The organism is Achromobacter sp. JD-1, from assembly GCF_038594925.1.
In the GTDB taxonomy this organism is placed as follows: Bacteria; Pseudomonadota; Gammaproteobacteria; order Burkholderiales; family Burkholderiaceae_B; genus Achromobacter; species Achromobacter spanius_C.
Genome location: NZ_JBCGCS010000008.1, coordinates 214,858 through 230,685, shown reverse-complemented (window position 1 = coordinate 230,685; position 15,828 = coordinate 214,858). Strand labels below are relative to the sequence as shown.

General features: G+C 64.1%; 17 protein-coding genes. 12 read left to right on the top strand and 5 right to left on the bottom strand.

Annotation, left to right across the window (positions count from 1 at the left end; all coding sequences use genetic code 11):
- Positions 1 to 130: 130 nt before the first annotated feature.
- The gene (gene fba, locus WBR68_RS15115; RefSeq protein WP_050448830.1) at positions 131 to 1,195 is read left to right on the top strand and encodes a class II fructose-bisphosphate aldolase; all 1,065 of its coding nucleotides are present in this window, start codon (positions 131 to 133) and stop codon (positions 1,193 to 1,195) included.
- A gap of 127 nt (positions 1,196 to 1,322) precedes the next feature.
- Here the strand turns inward: fba and WBR68_RS15110 are convergent, their stop codons facing one another.
- Positions 1,323 to 1,778 (bottom strand): GFA family protein, encoded by a 456-nt coding sequence (locus tag WBR68_RS15110; RefSeq protein ID WP_050448831.1) that lies wholly within the window; start codon positions 1,776 to 1,778, stop codon positions 1,323 to 1,325.
- Between the two features lie 241 nt (positions 1,779 to 2,019).
- Here WBR68_RS15110 and WBR68_RS15105 point away from each other — a divergent pair, with 241 nt between their 5' ends.
- The 6 genes from WBR68_RS15105 (at position 2,020) to WBR68_RS15080 (ending at position 6,716) form a co-directional block, all read left to right on the top strand.
- Positions 2,020 to 2,901 (top strand): phosphoribosylaminoimidazolesuccinocarboxamide synthase, encoded by an 882-nt coding sequence (locus WBR68_RS15105; RefSeq protein ID WP_230694637.1) that lies wholly within the window; start codon positions 2,020 to 2,022, stop codon positions 2,899 to 2,901.
- A gap of 188 nt (positions 2,902 to 3,089) precedes the next feature.
- Positions 3,090 to 3,248, top strand: a complete 159-nt coding sequence (locus WBR68_RS15100) for a DUF5993 family protein (RefSeq protein ID WP_164741289.1) — start codon at positions 3,090 to 3,092, stop codon at positions 3,246 to 3,248.
- Positions 3,249 to 3,258: 10 nt separating this feature from the next.
- Entirely contained in the window at positions 3,259 to 3,831 is a 573-nt protein-coding gene (locus tag WBR68_RS15095) for a disulfide bond formation protein B (protein ID WP_230694636.1), read from the top strand.
- Positions 3,832 to 3,936: 105 nt separating this feature from the next.
- Positions 3,937 to 4,467 carry a 5-(carboxyamino)imidazole ribonucleotide mutase gene (gene purE, locus WBR68_RS15090; protein WP_050448834.1) on the top strand — a complete coding sequence of 177 codons (531 nt, stop codon included), beginning with the start codon at positions 3,937 to 3,939 and terminating at the stop codon, positions 4,465 to 4,467.
- The gene (locus tag WBR68_RS15085) at positions 4,464 to 5,654 is read left to right on the top strand and encodes a 5-(carboxyamino)imidazole ribonucleotide synthase (RefSeq protein ID WP_230694635.1); all 1,191 of its coding nucleotides are present in this window, start codon (positions 4,464 to 4,466) and stop codon (positions 5,652 to 5,654) included. The genes purE and WBR68_RS15085 overlap by 4 nt, the downstream gene beginning before the upstream one ends.
- Before the next feature lie 6 nt (positions 5,655 to 5,660).
- Entirely contained in the window at positions 5,661 to 6,716 is a 1,056-nt protein-coding gene (locus WBR68_RS15080) for an L-threonylcarbamoyladenylate synthase (RefSeq protein WP_127185484.1), read from the top strand.
- Positions 6,717 to 7,453: 737 nt separating this feature from the next.
- On the opposite strand, the gene WBR68_RS15075 is transcribed toward WBR68_RS15080, so the two are convergent.
- Genes WBR68_RS15075 through WBR68_RS15060 form a run of 4 tightly spaced genes read right to left on the bottom strand, consistent with a single transcriptional unit; the run spans position 7,454 to position 10,666 of the window.
- On the bottom strand, positions 7,454 to 8,281 hold the full coding sequence (locus tag WBR68_RS15075) for an IclR family transcriptional regulator domain-containing protein (protein WP_050448837.1): 828 nt from the start codon (positions 8,279 to 8,281) through the stop codon (positions 7,454 to 7,456).
- On the bottom strand, positions 8,281 to 8,922 hold the full coding sequence (locus tag WBR68_RS15070) for a 3-oxoacid CoA-transferase subunit B (RefSeq protein WP_230694634.1): 642 nt from the start codon (positions 8,920 to 8,922) through the stop codon (positions 8,281 to 8,283). The genes WBR68_RS15075 and WBR68_RS15070 overlap by 1 nt, the downstream gene beginning before the upstream one ends.
- 9 nt (positions 8,923 to 8,931) lie before the next feature.
- A complete protein-coding gene (locus tag WBR68_RS15065) occupies positions 8,932 to 9,612 on the bottom strand; it encodes a 3-oxoacid CoA-transferase subunit A (RefSeq protein ID WP_127185482.1) in 681 nt (226 codons plus the stop codon).
- Between the two features lie 55 nt (positions 9,613 to 9,667).
- Positions 9,668 to 10,666 carry a Bug family tripartite tricarboxylate transporter substrate binding protein gene (locus WBR68_RS15060; protein WP_230694633.1) on the bottom strand — a complete coding sequence of 333 codons (999 nt, stop codon included), beginning with the start codon at positions 10,664 to 10,666 and terminating at the stop codon, positions 9,668 to 9,670.
- Positions 10,667 to 10,976: 310 nt separating this feature from the next.
- On the opposite strand from WBR68_RS15060, the gene WBR68_RS15055 reads away from it, so the two are divergent.
- The 5 genes from WBR68_RS15055 to WBR68_RS15035 all read left to right on the top strand — a co-directional run bounded on the left by WBR68_RS15055 (position 10,977) and on the right by WBR68_RS15035 (position 15,826).
- On the top strand, positions 10,977 to 12,011 hold the full coding sequence (locus WBR68_RS15055) for an amino acid ABC transporter substrate-binding protein (RefSeq protein WP_127186439.1): 1,035 nt from the start codon (positions 10,977 to 10,979) through the stop codon (positions 12,009 to 12,011).
- Positions 12,012 to 12,182: 171 nt separating this feature from the next.
- Positions 12,183 to 13,049, top strand: coding sequence for an IclR family transcriptional regulator (locus WBR68_RS15050; protein ID WP_230694632.1), 867 nt, complete (start codon positions 12,183 to 12,185; stop codon positions 13,047 to 13,049).
- 284 nt (positions 13,050 to 13,333) lie between these two features.
- A complete protein-coding gene (locus WBR68_RS15045) occupies positions 13,334 to 14,242 on the top strand; it encodes an arginase family protein (RefSeq protein WP_230694667.1) in 909 nt (302 codons plus the stop codon).
- A 71-nt stretch (positions 14,243 to 14,313) separates the two neighbouring features.
- The gene (locus WBR68_RS15040) at positions 14,314 to 15,102 is read left to right on the top strand and encodes an ABC transporter substrate-binding protein (RefSeq protein ID WP_230694631.1); all 789 of its coding nucleotides are present in this window, start codon (positions 14,314 to 14,316) and stop codon (positions 15,100 to 15,102) included.
- A 31-nt stretch (positions 15,103 to 15,133) separates the two neighbouring features.
- Positions 15,134 to 15,826 carry an amino acid ABC transporter permease gene (locus WBR68_RS15035; protein ID WP_230694630.1) on the top strand — a complete coding sequence of 231 codons (693 nt, stop codon included), beginning with the start codon at positions 15,134 to 15,136 and terminating at the stop codon, positions 15,824 to 15,826.
- Positions 15,827 to 15,828: the final 2 nt, after the last annotated feature.

The following is a 15,828-nucleotide window of genomic DNA, read 5'->3' as shown; positions in this document are numbered from 1 at the left end:
AAGCGGCCTGCCATCGGCTGAATGGACCGGATACCGCCGGTTGCAAGACCTTTCAGCGATTCCCCCGTAAAATCACCCCATTCAGCAAGGCTTCAACCATTTCAATAGACAGTACATAGGAGGACCACTCATGGCCCTAGTCTCCATGCGCCAGTTGCTCGACCACGCCGCCGAGAACGGCTACGGCATTCCGGCTTTCAACGTCAATAACCTGGAACAGGTTCAGGCCATCATGGAAGCCGCTGCGGAGACCGATAGCCCGGTGATCATGCAAGCTTCGGCCGGCGCGCGCAAATATGCGGGCGAAGGCTTCCTGAAGCACCTGATCCAGGCCGCCGTGGAATCCTATCCGCACATTCCCGTCGTCATGCACCAGGATCACGGCCAGTCGCCCAAGGTCTGCCAAGGTGCCATCGACCTCGGTTTCTCCAGCGTGATGATGGACGGTTCGCTGAAAGAAGACGGCAAGACCATTGCCGACTACGACTACAACGTCGAAGTCACCAAGAAGGTGGTGGACGTTGCCCACAAGCTGGGCGTGACGGTTGAAGGCGAACTCGGCTGCCTGGGTTCCCTGGAAACCATGGAAGGCGACAAGGAAGACGGCCACGGCGCCGACGGCAAGCTGACCATGGATCAGCTGCTGACCGATCCGGAACAAGCCGCCGACTTCGTGCGCCGCACCCAGTTGGACGCGCTGGCGATTGCCATCGGCACCAGCCACGGCGCCTACAAGTTCACGCGCAAGCCCACCGGCGACATCCTGTCGATTTCCCGCATCAAGGAAATCCACGCCCGCCTGCCCAACACCCACCTGGTGATGCACGGCAGCTCCAGCGTGCCGCAGGAACTGCTGGCCGAGATCCGTGAATTCGGCGGCAACATGAAGGAAACCTACGGCGTGCCGGTCGAGGAAATCCAGGAAGCCATCAAGTACGGCGTGCGCAAGATCAATATCGACACCGATATTCGTCTGGCCATGACCGGCGCGATTCGCCGCTTCTTCGCCGAGAACCCCGAAAAGTTCGACCCGCGCGAATACCTGAAGCCCGCCCGCGCCGCCGCCAAGGCGATCTGTGTGGCTCGCTACACGGAATTCGGCACGGCCGGCAACGCCAGCAAGATCAAGGCGCTGCCGCTGACCGAAATCGCCGCGCAGTACGCCTCGGGCAAGCTGTCGCAAGTGGTGCAGTAAACCTATCCAGCGCCGCCTTCGGGGGGCGCCGGGGTAGCAAAAAGGGGTGGGTCCGTCATGGACCCACCCCTTTGTTTTGGCCGGCTGCCAAGACGGGCGTATCGGCTGGCCGCGTCAGCCCCGCGCGTCAGGCGGGCGGCGAGTTTCGCGGGAAGTGCGGCACGCTGCGGTCCACGTGGTGCCAGGACGGCGCCGAACTGGTCCACAGGCTGGCTTTGGCGTGGAAGGCTTCGGGGTCGTCCAGCGAGCCCGCGCGCACCACTTCGTATCCCATGCCTTCCGAGCCGCCGAACAGCGGCGTGCCACAGGCGGCGCAAAAGCTGCGCATGACGGTGTGCCCGGAATCGCCCTTGTAGCGGTGTTCCTTGGCCTGGCCGCGCAGCATCGTCACCGAGCCGGCGGGGAAGATCAACGCATGGGCCGGGGCGCCGCCGCTGGAATATTGGCAGTCGCGGCAATGACAGGTGGCGGCGGTGATGGGCTCGTCGGTAACGGCGTAACGGATCGCGCCGCACTGGCAACCGCCAGTCAGGTGTACCTGCGCGTCGGCGGCGGGCGGGCGTTTGAGGGAAGCTTCCTGCATACGACTTTGTCTCCGGGCGTAAGGTCTGCGCCGTGACGCCCCAAGGCGGCCGGCGCGAATTGTGTGTCGGAAATCAGAGCCTAACCCGGCCCCCGCCGCCCGGCAAGACAGGCTTATTTGCAGTAATCTATGCGTCTTGCAGAGGCCATGCCGCCTTTTGCGCAGGTTCCGATTTCGTTCTACTTCCCGCCCTGGCGCTCGCCCGTGGCGGGAATCTTCATTTTTGCCATAGGCCATTCCCGTGACTTCTGCTTTGCATCAATCCAGCATCAAGTCCTTGCCGCTGCTGGGCCGCGGTAAGGTGCGCGATATGTACGCGGTGGGCGACGACAAGTTGCTGATCGTCGCGTCGGATCGTATCTCCGCGTTCGACGTGATCCTTGACGACCCCATTCCCGGCAAGGGACAGGTGCTGACCGAGCTGACCGAATTCTGGTTGCAGAAGCTGGCCCACATCCTGCCGAACCACTCCACGGGCGTGCAGCCCGAAGACGTGGTGGCCCCCGACGAAGTTGACCAGGTGCGCGGTCGCGCCGTCGTGGTCAAGCGCCTGAAGCCGATTCTGGTGGAAGCGGTTGCCCGCGGCTACCTGATCGGTTCCGGCTGGAAAGACTACCAGGCCACCGGCGCCGTCTGCGGCATCCAACTGCCCGCCGGCCTGCAACAGGCCAGCCAGCTGCCCGAACCCATCTTCACGCCCGCCGCCAAGGCCGAATTCGGCATGCACGACGAAAACGTGGATTTTGCGCATGTGGTCAAGGAAGTCGGCCAGGAAATGGCCGAGCGCATCCGCGACGTCACGCTCAAGCTGTACACGGAAGCCGCCAAGTTCGCGGCCACCAAGGGCATCATCATTGCCGACACCAAGTTCGAATTTGGCCTGGACGACAACGGCACACTGCACTTGATGGACGAAGTGCTGACGCCTGATTCTTCGCGTTTCTGGCCCGCCGACGGCTACCGCGTGGGCATCAGCCCCCCGTCGTTCGACAAGCAATTCGTGCGCGACTGGCTTGAAACCCAAACCTGGGACAAGACCCCGCCCGCCCCGCGCCTGCCGCAAGACGTGCTGGAAAAGACGGCAGCCAAATACCGCGAAGCGCTGGACCGCCTGATCGCCTGATCTGCCTTGCCGCATCAGGCCGTCGTGGTCGACACAACCCGCTCATGCCTATTGAGCGGGTTTTTTTATGCCCTCAAGGCATAAGCCGGCGCCGCGCGCATCAGGGCTTTCGATAGCAAGTATGTCGGATTGTTACGTTATACTCGTCGGCTGCTTAGCAGGGCGTCGCGCCGACAGGAGCCTTCCGCATGATCATGATGTTGCCCTTTCTGACCGGACTGGTCGCCGTGTGGTTCGGTGTGCTTGGCAAGCGCCGCCCCTGCGTGACCTTCTGGCTGCTGACGCTGGCGATTTTCGCCGCCTGGTGCGTGCACCACATGAACACGCCTCTGACGTTGTCGCTGTAAAGGCCGGACGATGATCTTTTCCCGCAATCCGGCGCGCGGTTCGCGCGTGTTGAACGGCCTGGCGCTACTGGGCATTACCGGCATCCTGGGCATGGCCTTCGCCTGGCAGTTCATCTATGGCGAACTGCCGTGCCCGCTATGCCTGTTGCAGCGCGTGGCGCTGATCCTTGCCGGGGTGGGCTTCTTGCTGAACATGCGCTTGGGGCCATCGCCCATGCACTACGCCATGAGCATCGCGGCGTCGCTGGGAGGCATGCTGGCCTCGGGCCGGCAAGTGTTGCTGCACATGGCGCCGGGCGACCCCGGTTATGGCTCGCCATTCCTGGGCATGCACTTCTACACCTGGGCCTTCATCGCCTTTTGCGCCATCATCGTTTTCTGCATCCTGATGCAGACGGTTGACCGCAAATGGGGCGACAGCATGCTGAAAAAACCGGTGTCGGTGCTGGGCGTGGCCGTCATGGCCCTGTTTTTCATCATGACGCTGGCCAACGTCGGCGGCACCACGCTGGAATGCGGTTTTGGGCCTTGCCCGGACAACCCCGACAGCTATCTGTGGCTATCGCCACCGGCCGCGCGCTAGCTTCGGCCGCGCGCCGGGTAAAATACCGGGTTTCGCGGACTGGCTCCGCGGTCCCTTGACATTCCGCGGGCAGGTTTCCGCGGTCTTACCTTTTCGACACCGGTTATGACAGCCAAGACTTCCGCAGCGGCAGAGGCCACCCCCGTGGTGGGCGTGATTATGGGATCTTCCAGCGATTGGGAGGTCATGAAGCACGCGGTGACCATGCTGGAGGATTTCGGCGTGGCTTACGAGGCGCGCGTGATTTCCGCGCATCGCATGCCGCAGGACATGGCCGAGTACGGCGCGGCCGCGCATGCCCGTGGCTTGCGCGGCATCATCGCTGGCGCGGGTGGCGCGGCCCACTTGCCCGGCATGATGGCGGCGTTGACCGAAGTGCCGGTGTTCGGCGTGCCGGTGCCGTCCAAATACCTGCGCGGCGAAGATTCGCTGCTGTCCATCGTGCAGATGCCCAAGGGCGTGCCCGTGGCCACATTCGCCATCGGCGAAGCCGGCGCGGCCAATGCGGCGTTGCACGTGATTGCGACGCTGGCCGGCACCGATGCGGGCTTGCATCAGAAGCTGGTGGCTTTCCGCGCGCGCCAGACGCAAGCCGCGCGCGACATGAAGGTTCCGCCCGAGGCGTCGATCGTATGAGCCAAGCTACTTCCTTCATGATTGCTCCCGGCGGCTGGCTGGGTTTGCTGGGCGGCGGCCAACTGGGCCGCATGTTCTGCCACGCGGCGCAAAGCCTGGGTTACAAGGTCGCCGTGCTGGACCCGGCCGACGAATGCCCCGCCGGCATGGTGGCCGACCTGCACATCCAGGCGGCCTACGACGACGAAGCCGGCTTGGCCCGCTTGGCCCAGACCTGTCAGGCCGTCACCACCGAATTTGAGAACGTGCCCGCCGACAGCCTGCGCACGCTGGCCACGCGCTGCCGCGTGAGCCCGGCCGCCGACGCCGTGGCCATCGTGCAGGACCGTATCGCCGAAAAGACCTTCATCGCCGCGCAAGGCATTCCCGTTGCGCCGCACGCCGCCATCCGCAGCGAAGCGGACCTGCGCGCCGCACCCGACGCCTTGTTTCCCGGCATTCTGAAAGTGGCCCGCCTGGGCTATGACGGCAAGGGCCAGGCCCGCATCAGCACGCGCGACGAAGCGCTGGCCGCCTTTGCGGAGTTCGGCGGCGTGGCTTGCGTGCTGGAAGCGTTGATGCCGCTGGATTATGAAATCTCGGTGGTGCTGGCGCGCGGTTTCGATGGCGCCAGCGTGGTGTTCCCGGTGGCGCGCAACGTGCATCGCGACGGCATCCTGGCCGTGTCGACGGCGGCGCCCGTGCAGTCGGACGCGGCCCATGCCGAACGGCAGGCCCGCGCCACCGAGGCGGCGCAGTCCATTGCGCAAGGCCTGGGCTACCACGGCGTGCTGTGCGTGGAGTTCTTTGTGTTGAAGGACGGCAGCCTGATCGTCAACGAGATCGCGCCGCGCCCGCACAATAGCGGCCACTACACGATGAACGCTTGCGTCACCAGCCAGTTCGAACAGCAGGCGCGCGCGATGGCCGGCTTGCCCTTGGGCAGCACGGCGCTGCTGGCGCCCGCCGTCATGCTGAACATTCTGGGCGACATCTGGTACGAATCGGCCACGGCCACGACCCAGCGCGAACCGGATTGGGCCGCCGCGCTGGCGGTGCCCACCGCCAAGCTGCACTTGTACGGCAAGCATGACGCGCGCCGGGGTCGCAAGATGGGTCACATCACCATCGTGGCGCCCACGTTGGATGAGGCCCGCAGCGACGCCGCCCGCGTGGCTGCCGCGCTGGGCATGCAAGCTCCCGAGTAAACCGCGATGCCTTCCTTGCCCACGCTGGATTCCGCGCCCGACGCGGACATCGCCCACGCCGCGCAGCGCCTGCTGGACGGCGAGTTGGCCGCCTTTCCGACCGAGACCGTCTACGGCCTGGGCGCGGACGCGGAAAACCCGCAGGCGGTGGCGAAGATCTACGCGGCCAAGGGCCGTCCGTCGAATCATCCGGTCATCGTGCATATCGCGCCCGGTGGCGATGTGTCGTATTGGGCGGCGGACGTGCCGCCCGAGGCGCGCTTGCTGATTGATGCGTTCTGGCCGGGTCCGCTGACGCTGATTTTGAAGCGCGCGCCGCATATCGTGGATACGGTCAGCGGCGGTCAGGACAGCATCGGCATCCGCTGCCCATCGCACCCGGTGGCGCAGGCGCTGCTGGCGGCGTTCGCGGCGGGCAAGCCGAACGGGCAGGGCGGCGTGGCCGCGCCGTCGGCCAACAAGTTTGGCCAGGTGTCACCCACGCGGGCCGAGCATGTGCGCAGCGAGTTCCCCGAGGAAGTCGCGGCGGGCATGCCGGTGCTGGAAGGCGGGGCGTCGGAAGTGGGTATCGAGTCGACCATTCTGGACCTGTCGCGCCTGGATCGCGGTGCGGGTCCGGTGCTGCTGCGCCCGGGGCATATCAGCGCGGCGCAGATTGAAGCGGTGCTGGGCGTGCAGGTGTTCGCACCGGACGCCGCCGCGCCACGGGCGTCGGGGACGTTGAAGGCGCATTACGCGCCGCGCACGCCGCTGGAACTGGCGTCGGATGATCGGCTGCAAGAGGTGGTGCAAGGACGGAGTTTGCCAGCGGGCAAGGTGGTGGTGGTGGCGTATGGGGCCAGGCCTGAAGCGTTGGATGAACGTTTGCAATGGCATCCTGTGCCCGCGGACCCGGCGCGCTATGCGCAGGCCTTGTATGGTCTGCTGCGTGATCTGGATAAGCAGGGGTATTCGCGCATCATCGTGCAGGCGCCGCCTGATAGTGATGAATGGCACGCGGTCAATGACCGGATTGGTCGCGCGGCCGCGGCGTTTTCGTTGGATATGACGGGGTTGGGGTAGGTGGGGCTGCGGGATTCTTGGGCGGTTGCTTGATGGGTTTCGCGCGAACTTGGCTTGGGTTCTTTTGTTGGGTGTCTCGCGCTGCACCCATCCTACGAATGGTGGGATGTGGTGGCTACTGAACCGGGCGGGTTGTTGCGGGCTGCGTTGAATGTGGGCGGCTGCTTGATGGGTTTCGCGCGAACTTGGCTTGGGTTCTTTTGCCGGGTGTCTCGCGCTGCACCCATCCTACGAATGGTGGGATGTGGTGGCTTCTGAACCGGGCGGGTTGTTGCGGGCTGCGTTGAATGTGGGCGGCTGCTTGATGGGTTTCGCGCGAACTTGGCTTGGGTTCTTTTGCCGGGTGTCTCGCGCTGCACCCATCCTACGAATGGTGGGATGTGGTGGCTTCTGAACCGGGCGGGTTGTTGCGGGCTGCGTTGAATATGGGCGGCTGCTTGATGGGTTTCGCGCGAACTTGGCTTGGGTTTTTTTGCTGGGTGTCTCGCGCTGCACCCATCCTACGAATGGTGGGATGTGGTGGCTTTTGAACCGGGCGGGTTGTTGCGGGCTGCGTTGAATGTGGGCGGTTGCTTGATCGGTTTCGCGCGAACTTGGCTTGGGTTCTTTTGCTGGGTGTCTCGCGCTGCACCCATCCTACGACTCGCGACTTGTAGGATGGGTGGAGCGCGGCATGGCTGTCAGCTAAGGGATGGTGCGGAACGCGCGTAACCCATCGGCCGGTGCCGCCCACGTTCTCACGCGACCAGAAATTCTCCGATTCTTTCCACTGCTTGCCGCAGCGGGGGCAAGAACTCTTCCGTCAGGCGTGTCAGCGGCACACGCGCTGCCTTGACGCTGACGTTTACGGCGCCGCAGGCCTTGCCGCTGGCGGAACGGACGGCGACTGAAATCGCGCGCACGTTCAATTCCAATTCCTGATCGACCACCGCGTAGCCCTGCTCACGAATACGCGCCAATTCCACGCGCAGTTTCGCTTCGGTGTTCAGCGTGAATTCCGTATAGGGCTGCAATTCCGTGGCGGCGAAATAGCGGGCCAGCGCGGGTTCGGGCAATTCGGCCAGCAATACCCGCCCGATCGACGTGCAGTAAGCCGGCAAGCGGCTGCCCAGGCCCATTGACGTTGCCAGCAGACGGTTCACTTCGGAACGCGCCAGATACAGCATTTCGTGGCCTTCCATGATGGCCAGCGCGCACGTTTCATTCACGGTGGCGCTTAGTTCTTCCAGCACGGGCTGGGCCAGCGACACAAAGGGCGTGGACGAGAAATACGCATAGCCTAGGCCCAGGATGCGCGGCGTCAGCACATACAGCCTGCCGTGCTGTTCGGCAATGCCCAGCAGCACCAGTGTATGCAGACAACGCTGCACCACCGCGCGCGGCAGGCCGGCGCGCCGGCTCAGTTCCGCCGCCGTTTGCGGATGACGCCGGGTGCCGAACGCGCGGATCACGTGCAGGCCGCGCGCCAGGGTCAGCATGTAGTCCGGGTCACCGCGAAACTGGTCGGGGTGGTCGTCAGCCGCCAACGGCGCGGCGTAGCCGGGCGGGGGCAGGTTGGGCAGCATCAGCCCGCGCGCAGCGGCGCGCCGGTGCGTCCTTGCAGTTCGGTCAGCGTCATGCCGTCGATCATATCCCGAACCACAAGGCCGTCCGGCATGACGTCAATGACCGCCAGATCGGTATAGATGCGGTCCACCACGCCCGCGCCCGTCAAGGGATACGTGCAGCGTTCGACGATCTTCGGATCACCGTTCTTGCTGTTGTGTTCCATCATGATGAACACGCTGCGCGCGCCCACCGCCAGGTCCATCGCGCCGCCCACGGCAGGCGCTTCGCCCGGCTTGGCCAGCGACCAGTTGGCCAAATCACCATTGGCCGCGACCTGCATGCCGCCCATGACGCAGATGTCCAGGTGGCCGCCGCGCATCATCGCAAACGAATCGGCATGGTGAAAATACGCGCCGCCCGCAAGCAGGGTCACGGGCTGCTTGCCGGCGTTGATCAAGTCCAGGTTGATGGCGTCGTCGGCGGGTGGCGGGCCCATGCCCAGGATGCCGTTTTCGCTATGCAGCACAATCTCGCGGTCATCCGGCAGATGGGCGGCCACCAGTACCGGCATGCCAATGCCCAGGTTGACGTAGCTGCCGTCGGGAATATCCAGGGCCAGGCGGCGCGCCATGGCCTCGCGGGTCAGGGGTTGGTACATGGCTGTCCTTCAACTGGAAAAGGCGGCATTGGCCACCTCGGTGACGCGCTTGACGAAGATGCCGGGCGTCACGATGGCTTCGGGCGGCAATTCGCCCAGTTCGGCCTTGGCGCGCACCTGCACGATGGTGGTCTTGGCCGCCATGCACATGATGGGCCCGAAGTTGCGCGCGCTCTTGTGATAAGTCAGGTTGCCCCAGCGGTCGCCCTGGTCGGCCTTGACCAGCGCAAAGTCGCCATGCAGCGGCGTCTCGAAGACATGGCCGCGTCCGTTGATCATGCGCGTTTCCTTGCCTTGCGCCAGTTCGGTGCCGTAGGCGGTGGGCGTGAAGAATCCGCCCAGCCCCGCGCCTGCCGCGCGCAGCCGTTCCGCGATGGTGCCCTGTGGCACGCATTCCAGCTCGATGCCGCCGCGCCGATACAGGTCGTCGAAGACCCAGGAGTGAGACGCCTTGGGAAACGAGCAGATCACTTTGCGCACGCGGCCGGCCTTGATCAGCGCGGCCAGGCCCGTTTCGTGGTTGCCCGCGTTGTTGCTGACCACGGTGAGCTCGCGCGCGCCCTGGTCGATCAGCGCATGGATCAGTTCGGTGGGCATGCCGGCGCCGCCAAAACCGCTGATCAGTATCGTGGCGCCGTCGTGGATGTCCGAGACCGCGGCCTCGGGCGTGTCGATGAACTTGTTGATCATGGTGTGGATTCCGATCAGACAGAGCAGCGGCGTTGCCGCCGCGCTCCGTCTTCGTTCAGTTCGCGGTGATGCCGACCTGCTTGACGACGTCGGCGTAGTGGGCGGACTCTTGCCGCATGAATTCGGCGAATTGCGCCGTCGTGCCCCCCACCGGCAGGAAGCCGACGTCGATGAATTTACGCCGTACTTCGGGGTCTTTCACCACTTCCGCGACCTCGCGCGCCATGCGGTCGATGATGGGCTGGGGCGTATTGGCCGGCGCCAGCAGCCCCGCCCACGAACCCGTTTCAAAACCCGGCTGGCCGGCTTCGCCCATGGTGGGAATGTTGGGCTCGTCAGGCCAGCGCTGCTTGCCGGTGAAGGCCAGCGCCTTCAGCCGGTTCTGCTTCACGTATTGCATCGGCACCAGGATCGGGTCGAACACCATCGACACGCGCCCGCCAAGCAGGTCGGTCAGAATCGGCGCGCTGCCCTTGTAGGCCACGTGCGTCATCGCAATCTGGTTCTTCGATGCGAACCGGGCGCCGGTCAGGTGCGCGTTGGAACCCGTGCCGCTGGACGCATAGGTGAGCTTGTCGGGATGCTTGCGGCCGTATTCGACCAATTCCGCCACGTTGTTGACGGGCACGTCTTCGGCCACGAACAGGAACAGGGGCAGGTCGGCCATTTGCACCACGGGCACCAGGTCCGTGGGCTTGAAGTTCAACTTGTACAGATGGAAGTTGACCAAGTAGGCCGGCAGCATGGCCAGGAAGGTGTAGCCGTCCGGGTCCGCCTTGGCGGCAATGGCCGAACCCACGCTGCTGTTGGCGCCCGGCTTGTTCTCGACAATGATCGTCTGGCCCAGGCGCGGGGCCAGCTTTTCCACCACGATGCGGGTGACGATGTCGGTAGAGCCGCCTGGGGTGTACGGCACGATGATCTTGATGGGCTTGGTGGGCCAGTCATCAGCGGCCTGGGCCGGGCCGGCGGCCAGGCCGATGGTGGCCAGGGCCGAGCACACCAGGGTTTTCAGGGCAAGGCGGCGGGGCTGCGATTTGCAAACTGTAGCCATGGATTTGTCTCCTCCATGAATCGACCGAATATCGATGCGCGCCGGGTTGTTATGGTGGCGCGCTCGGCGTTTTTTTAAGGGCTTGCGGCAATGCCGCGTATCGGACATCGACGCAAAAAAAGTATGGCATGCGGGCGCCTGGCCATAGGGGTGAAACGGCCTGATTAAGTTCGATCACCGGACAAATGCAGGTATCTATCAGACTCGTCATGCTTTAAGCAGCACTAGGGAAAGCCGCGTTGTTCACGGGATGGACATGGCGTAATCTGGCGCGGATTTCACCTTCAGGAGAAGCGCGATGAAGCGGTCAATGAAGTGGTCAATAAATCGGTCAACATGGTTGGCGGCCGGCGCTCTGGCCCTGGCTTGCGCGTCCCAGGCGGCGCTTGCCGGCCCCACGCTGGACGCGGTGAAGAAAAAGGGCTTTGTGCAGTGCGGCCTGAGCGACGGCGTCTCGGGGTTCTCGGCCACCGACAGCAAGGGCGAATGGGCGGGCATGGACGTGGACATCTGCCGCGCGGTGGCCGCGGCCGTGTTCGGTGACCCGAGCAAATTCAAAGGTACCGCGCTGTCGACCCAGCAACGCTTCACCGCCTTGCAGTCGGGCGAGGTCGATGTGCTGCTGCGCACCGTCACCCTGACCCAGACGCGCGACACGTCGCTGGGCCTGGCCGCCGTGGCCGCCAGCTTTTACGATGGCCAGGGCATTCTGGTCAGCAAGAAGCTGGGCGTGAAAAGCGCCAAGGACCTCAACGGCGCCACCATTTGCGTGCAGCCCGGCACCACCACCGAACTGAATCTGGCCGACTGGTTTCGCGCCAACGGTATTGAATTCAAGCCGGTGGTGATCGACAAGGTGACGGAAGTGGTGCGCGCTTTTGAAGCCGGCCGCTGTGATGCCTTCACCGACGATTCCTCGCAACTGGCCGCCGTGCGCGCCACGCAAGTGGCCAATCCCGACGACTACGAGATTTTGCCGGAACGTTTCTCGAAAGAACCGTTGGGCCCCATGGTGCGCCAGGGCGACGAGAACTGGTTGAGCATCGTGCGCTGGACCCTGTTCGCCTTGCTGGAAGCCGAGGAATACGGCATCACGCAGAAGAACGTTGATGACATGCTGAAAAGCAAGAACCCGAACGTCTTGCGCATCCTGGGCGTGACGCCAGGGGCGGGCAAGAACATGGGCCTGGATGAAAAATGGGCCTACAACGCCATCAAGGCCGTGGGCAACTACAGCGAAGTGTTCGAGCGCAACGTGGGCAAGGACAGCAAGCTGGGCTTGCAACGCGGCACCAATGCGCTGTGGAGCAACGGCGGCGCCATGTATCCGTGGCCGATTCGCTGACGCAGCCGCGGCGTGTGCGGCAGGCAAAGGCGGCCCGTGGCGTGGGCCGCTTTTTGTTGCCAAGGCGATGGCGAGCGTGATATTGACGCAGTCTTCCTTCAATCGCCATGCGATATAAGCAAACCGTTATGCGGTACGCTATGCGCTTTTCCCCCAAGCACGCGCCGTGCCATGACCCAGACGCCACACCCCGAGGATTCCCCGCTGTTCATCGCCGCGCTGGCGCGCGGCATTTCCGTGTTGCGGGCCTTCAGCGAAGGGCAGCCCGCCATGACCCTGCCGGAACTGGCAGAGGCCACGGGCCTGAGCAAAAGCGCGGTCCAGCGTTTTACCCATACGCTCTGGACGCTGGGTTACCTGCGCAAGGACCCGGTCAGCAAGAAGTTCTCGCTGGCGCCGTGGTCGCTGGAACTGGGCATGCACTATGTGCAGACCAGTCCGCTGGTGCTGGGCGGCAACCCGTTCCTGCACACACTGAACCGCAACAGCCAGGAAACGTGCAGCCTGGCCGAGCCGGACGGGCTGGACATGGTTTATGTGGCGCGCTTCGCCACCCACAAGGAAATGTTCGTGAACATGCCGGTCGGCATGCGCTTGCCCCTGTACTGCACGGCGGCTGGCCGCGCGGTGCTGGCCAAGCTGGACCCGGGTGTTGCGCAAGGGCTGCTGGAACGCTGTGACCGCAAGCCCTATACGGCGAACACGTTGACCAGCATGGACGCTTTGCTGGCCGAACTGGACTTCGCGCGGCGCCACGGATTTGCGTGCTCCAACGGCGAGTTCTATCCCGGTGACATCACGGTCAGTGCGGCGGTACTGGACGCCGGCGGCACCCCCTTGGGCGCCGTGAACGTGTCCGTGCCTTCCAGCCGCTGGTCTTTTGAACAGGCACAAGCCGTCTTCGGCCCGCAAGTGGTGGAAACCGCGCACGCTATCAGTGCATCGCGCACGCTGGGCCGGTCGCACCCCTTCTATCTGATGGAACCGCCAGGGGGCGCGTTGCGCGGGGCGATGCCGCCTCCCGACGACGGGGCCTGATCCTTTCCGTGTGCTTTTTTTGGTGCGGCCTTCGCACCATGGCGGGGCGCGCTCGTCTTTAATTCCTACTAAATAGATCAACTATATTTCTTGCCTCTAGGGGGAACTCCCTAATTGGCCCGGTAGGTTTTTGCTTGTTAATCTATTTATGACACGATCGTATCGCACAGCGATTCGAACGAATCTAAATAGAACCTCTTCGCCGATATCGCCGACGAGGCATGCCCAGGAGCCGCGCTGTGCCGCAGTCATCAGAAGTCAGTTTCCATCCCGTTGCCGGGTTCATGGGTTTGCCCTCGGCCCGCGAGCCCGGTGCGGGCCAGGCACGCGCCTGCGTGGTGGGCATTCCGTTCGATTGCGGCACGCATCCCTTCCGCGTCGGGTCGCGGCAGGGGCCTGACGCCATCCGCGAGCAATCTCGCTTGCTGCGTCCCGTGGACATCTTCCGCCGCCATGGCATCGACAATCCGCCTGAATTCCTGCGCGCCATCGATGTGGGCAACGTGGCCTGCCATCCCGGTGATCCGGACGCTTCCTTTCCGCTGATCGAAGCCGGCATCGGCGCCATTCTGGACGCGGGCGCCATTCCGATATCGATGGGGGGCGACGGCGCGGTGACCTTGCCGCAATTGCGTGCCGTGGCGCGCCGCCATCCGGATTTCGTCGTGCTGCATTTCGATTCGCATACCGACACCTATCCCATCCCTGGCTACAACACCGCCACCACGTTCACGCGCGCCGCCGAAGAAGGGCTGCTAGACGTGGCGTCCAGCTTCCACGTGGGCACGCGCGGCAGTTCCTTCATGCCCGGGGTGCTGGAATTCGGGCGCGAGGTCGGCTACACGATCGTGCCGTACGACGATTTCGATCAGGACCAGAAGGCCACGCTGGCGGACATCAAGCAGCGCATCGGCCAGCGTCCCGTCTATCTGTGTTTCGACATGGACATCTTCGACCCGTCCTGCGCGCCAGGCGTGTGCACGCCGGAATGGGGGGGCTTGACGGCCAAGGAGGGGCTGGCGCTGTTACGCCAGCTTGCGGGCCTGAACTTCGTGGCGTTCGACGTCAATACCGTGTCGCCGCCGCAAGACGTGCAGGGGGCCACGGCCTTCCTGGCCGCCACGGTGATGCAGGAATTCTGCGCGTTGGCGGCGGTAGCGGTGCAGCAGTACCCGCAAGGGCGCCCGGCTTGAACCGAGGCATTTGCGGCATGCTGGTTTGCGGCATTCGTGCTCGCGGCATTTATTCATCCAAGGGGAAAACGATGAAACTCAAATCCATTTTGCTGGGCCTGGCAACCGCCGGCCTGATGATTCAATCCGGCGCCCAGGCGCGCACGCTGGACGAGGTGCGTGCTGATAAAAGCCTGGCCGTCGTCACCACGGCCTCCGCGCCGCCGCACGGGTTCAAGAATCCGAAATCGAACCAGTTGGAAGGCATCATGGTGGATGTGGCGGCCGGCGTGGCCAAGCACCTGAAGGTGGCGGACAAGCTGTCCGACGTGCCGTTTTCCGGCTTGATCCCGACACTGACGTCGGGCCGTGCGGACGTCATGTCCGCGCCGCTTTTCATTACCGAAGAGCGGGCGAAGGCCATCGACTTTTCTGTGCCCGTCTACGGGTGGGGCGAGGGCGTGGTGGTCAGCGACAAGGCGACCAAAAAGTACGCCAAGTTTGAAGACATGCAGGGACAGCGCGTGGGCGTGCTGGTGGATTCGGTCCAGTTCAACATGATCAAAGACATGCCGGGCACCAAGGTCACGACCTACCAGGACTATTCGACCTTGCTGGCCGACGTGCGTGCCGGCCGCATCGACCTGGGCATCGTGGATCCGCCCAGCATCATCTACCAGATCCAGACCAAGAACATCCCGGGCGTGAAGCTCGACACCGGCTACCAGCCGCAACGCACGTGGCAGGTGGGCATGGCCGTGCAGAAGGGCAATACCACGCTGCTCGAAGCCGTCAACAAGGCGCTTGCCGAGATGAAGGCAAACGGAGAAATGGCCGCCATCGGAAAGAAGTGGGGCGTGTCCGACTTGATGAGCAAGTAAGCGCCGCAACGGCACGGATAAGGAGTACGACTTGGATCTCGCTACGCTGCGCATGTACCTGACCCCTTTGGCCGAAGGCACGGTCTGGACCCTGGCGCTGTTTTTCTGTTCGGCTTTCCTGGCGGTGGCGTTGGGCCTGGTCGTCTGCTTGTGCCGCTTGTCGCCTTCGCGCCTGTTGAGCCGCGGCGCACGGTTCTACATCGAGGTGATGCGCGGCACGCCGCTGCTGCTGCAGTTGTTCTACATCTACTACGGCTTGCCCGAGATGGGGGTGGTGATCAATGGCTTCGTCGCGGGCGTGCTGGGGCTGACCTTGAACTTCGGCGCGTATCTGGCCGAGTTGTTCAGAAGCGGCATCCAGTCGGTGGACACGGGCCAGTACGAGGCTGCGCGCGCGCTGGGCCTGCGCAAGGCGCAGCGGCTGCGCCGCATCGTGTTGCCACAAGCGCTGCGCACGGTCTTTCCGGCATTGGGCAACTACGCGCTGGTGCTGATCAAGGAAACGTCGCTGGTGGCCGTCATCAGCGTGTACGAACTGATGCGGGCGGGCGAGATGCTGGCTGGCGCGACGTTCCAGGCGCTGACGGTCTACACCATGGTGGGCGTCATCTACTTCGCCATGTGCAGCGTGCTGTCGTACCTGTTCCGGCGATCCGAGAAGCGCCTGACCGTACCGGGCTACTGGAGCGGCGCCGGTGAAAACCACGACATTTCCAAGGCTTGAAA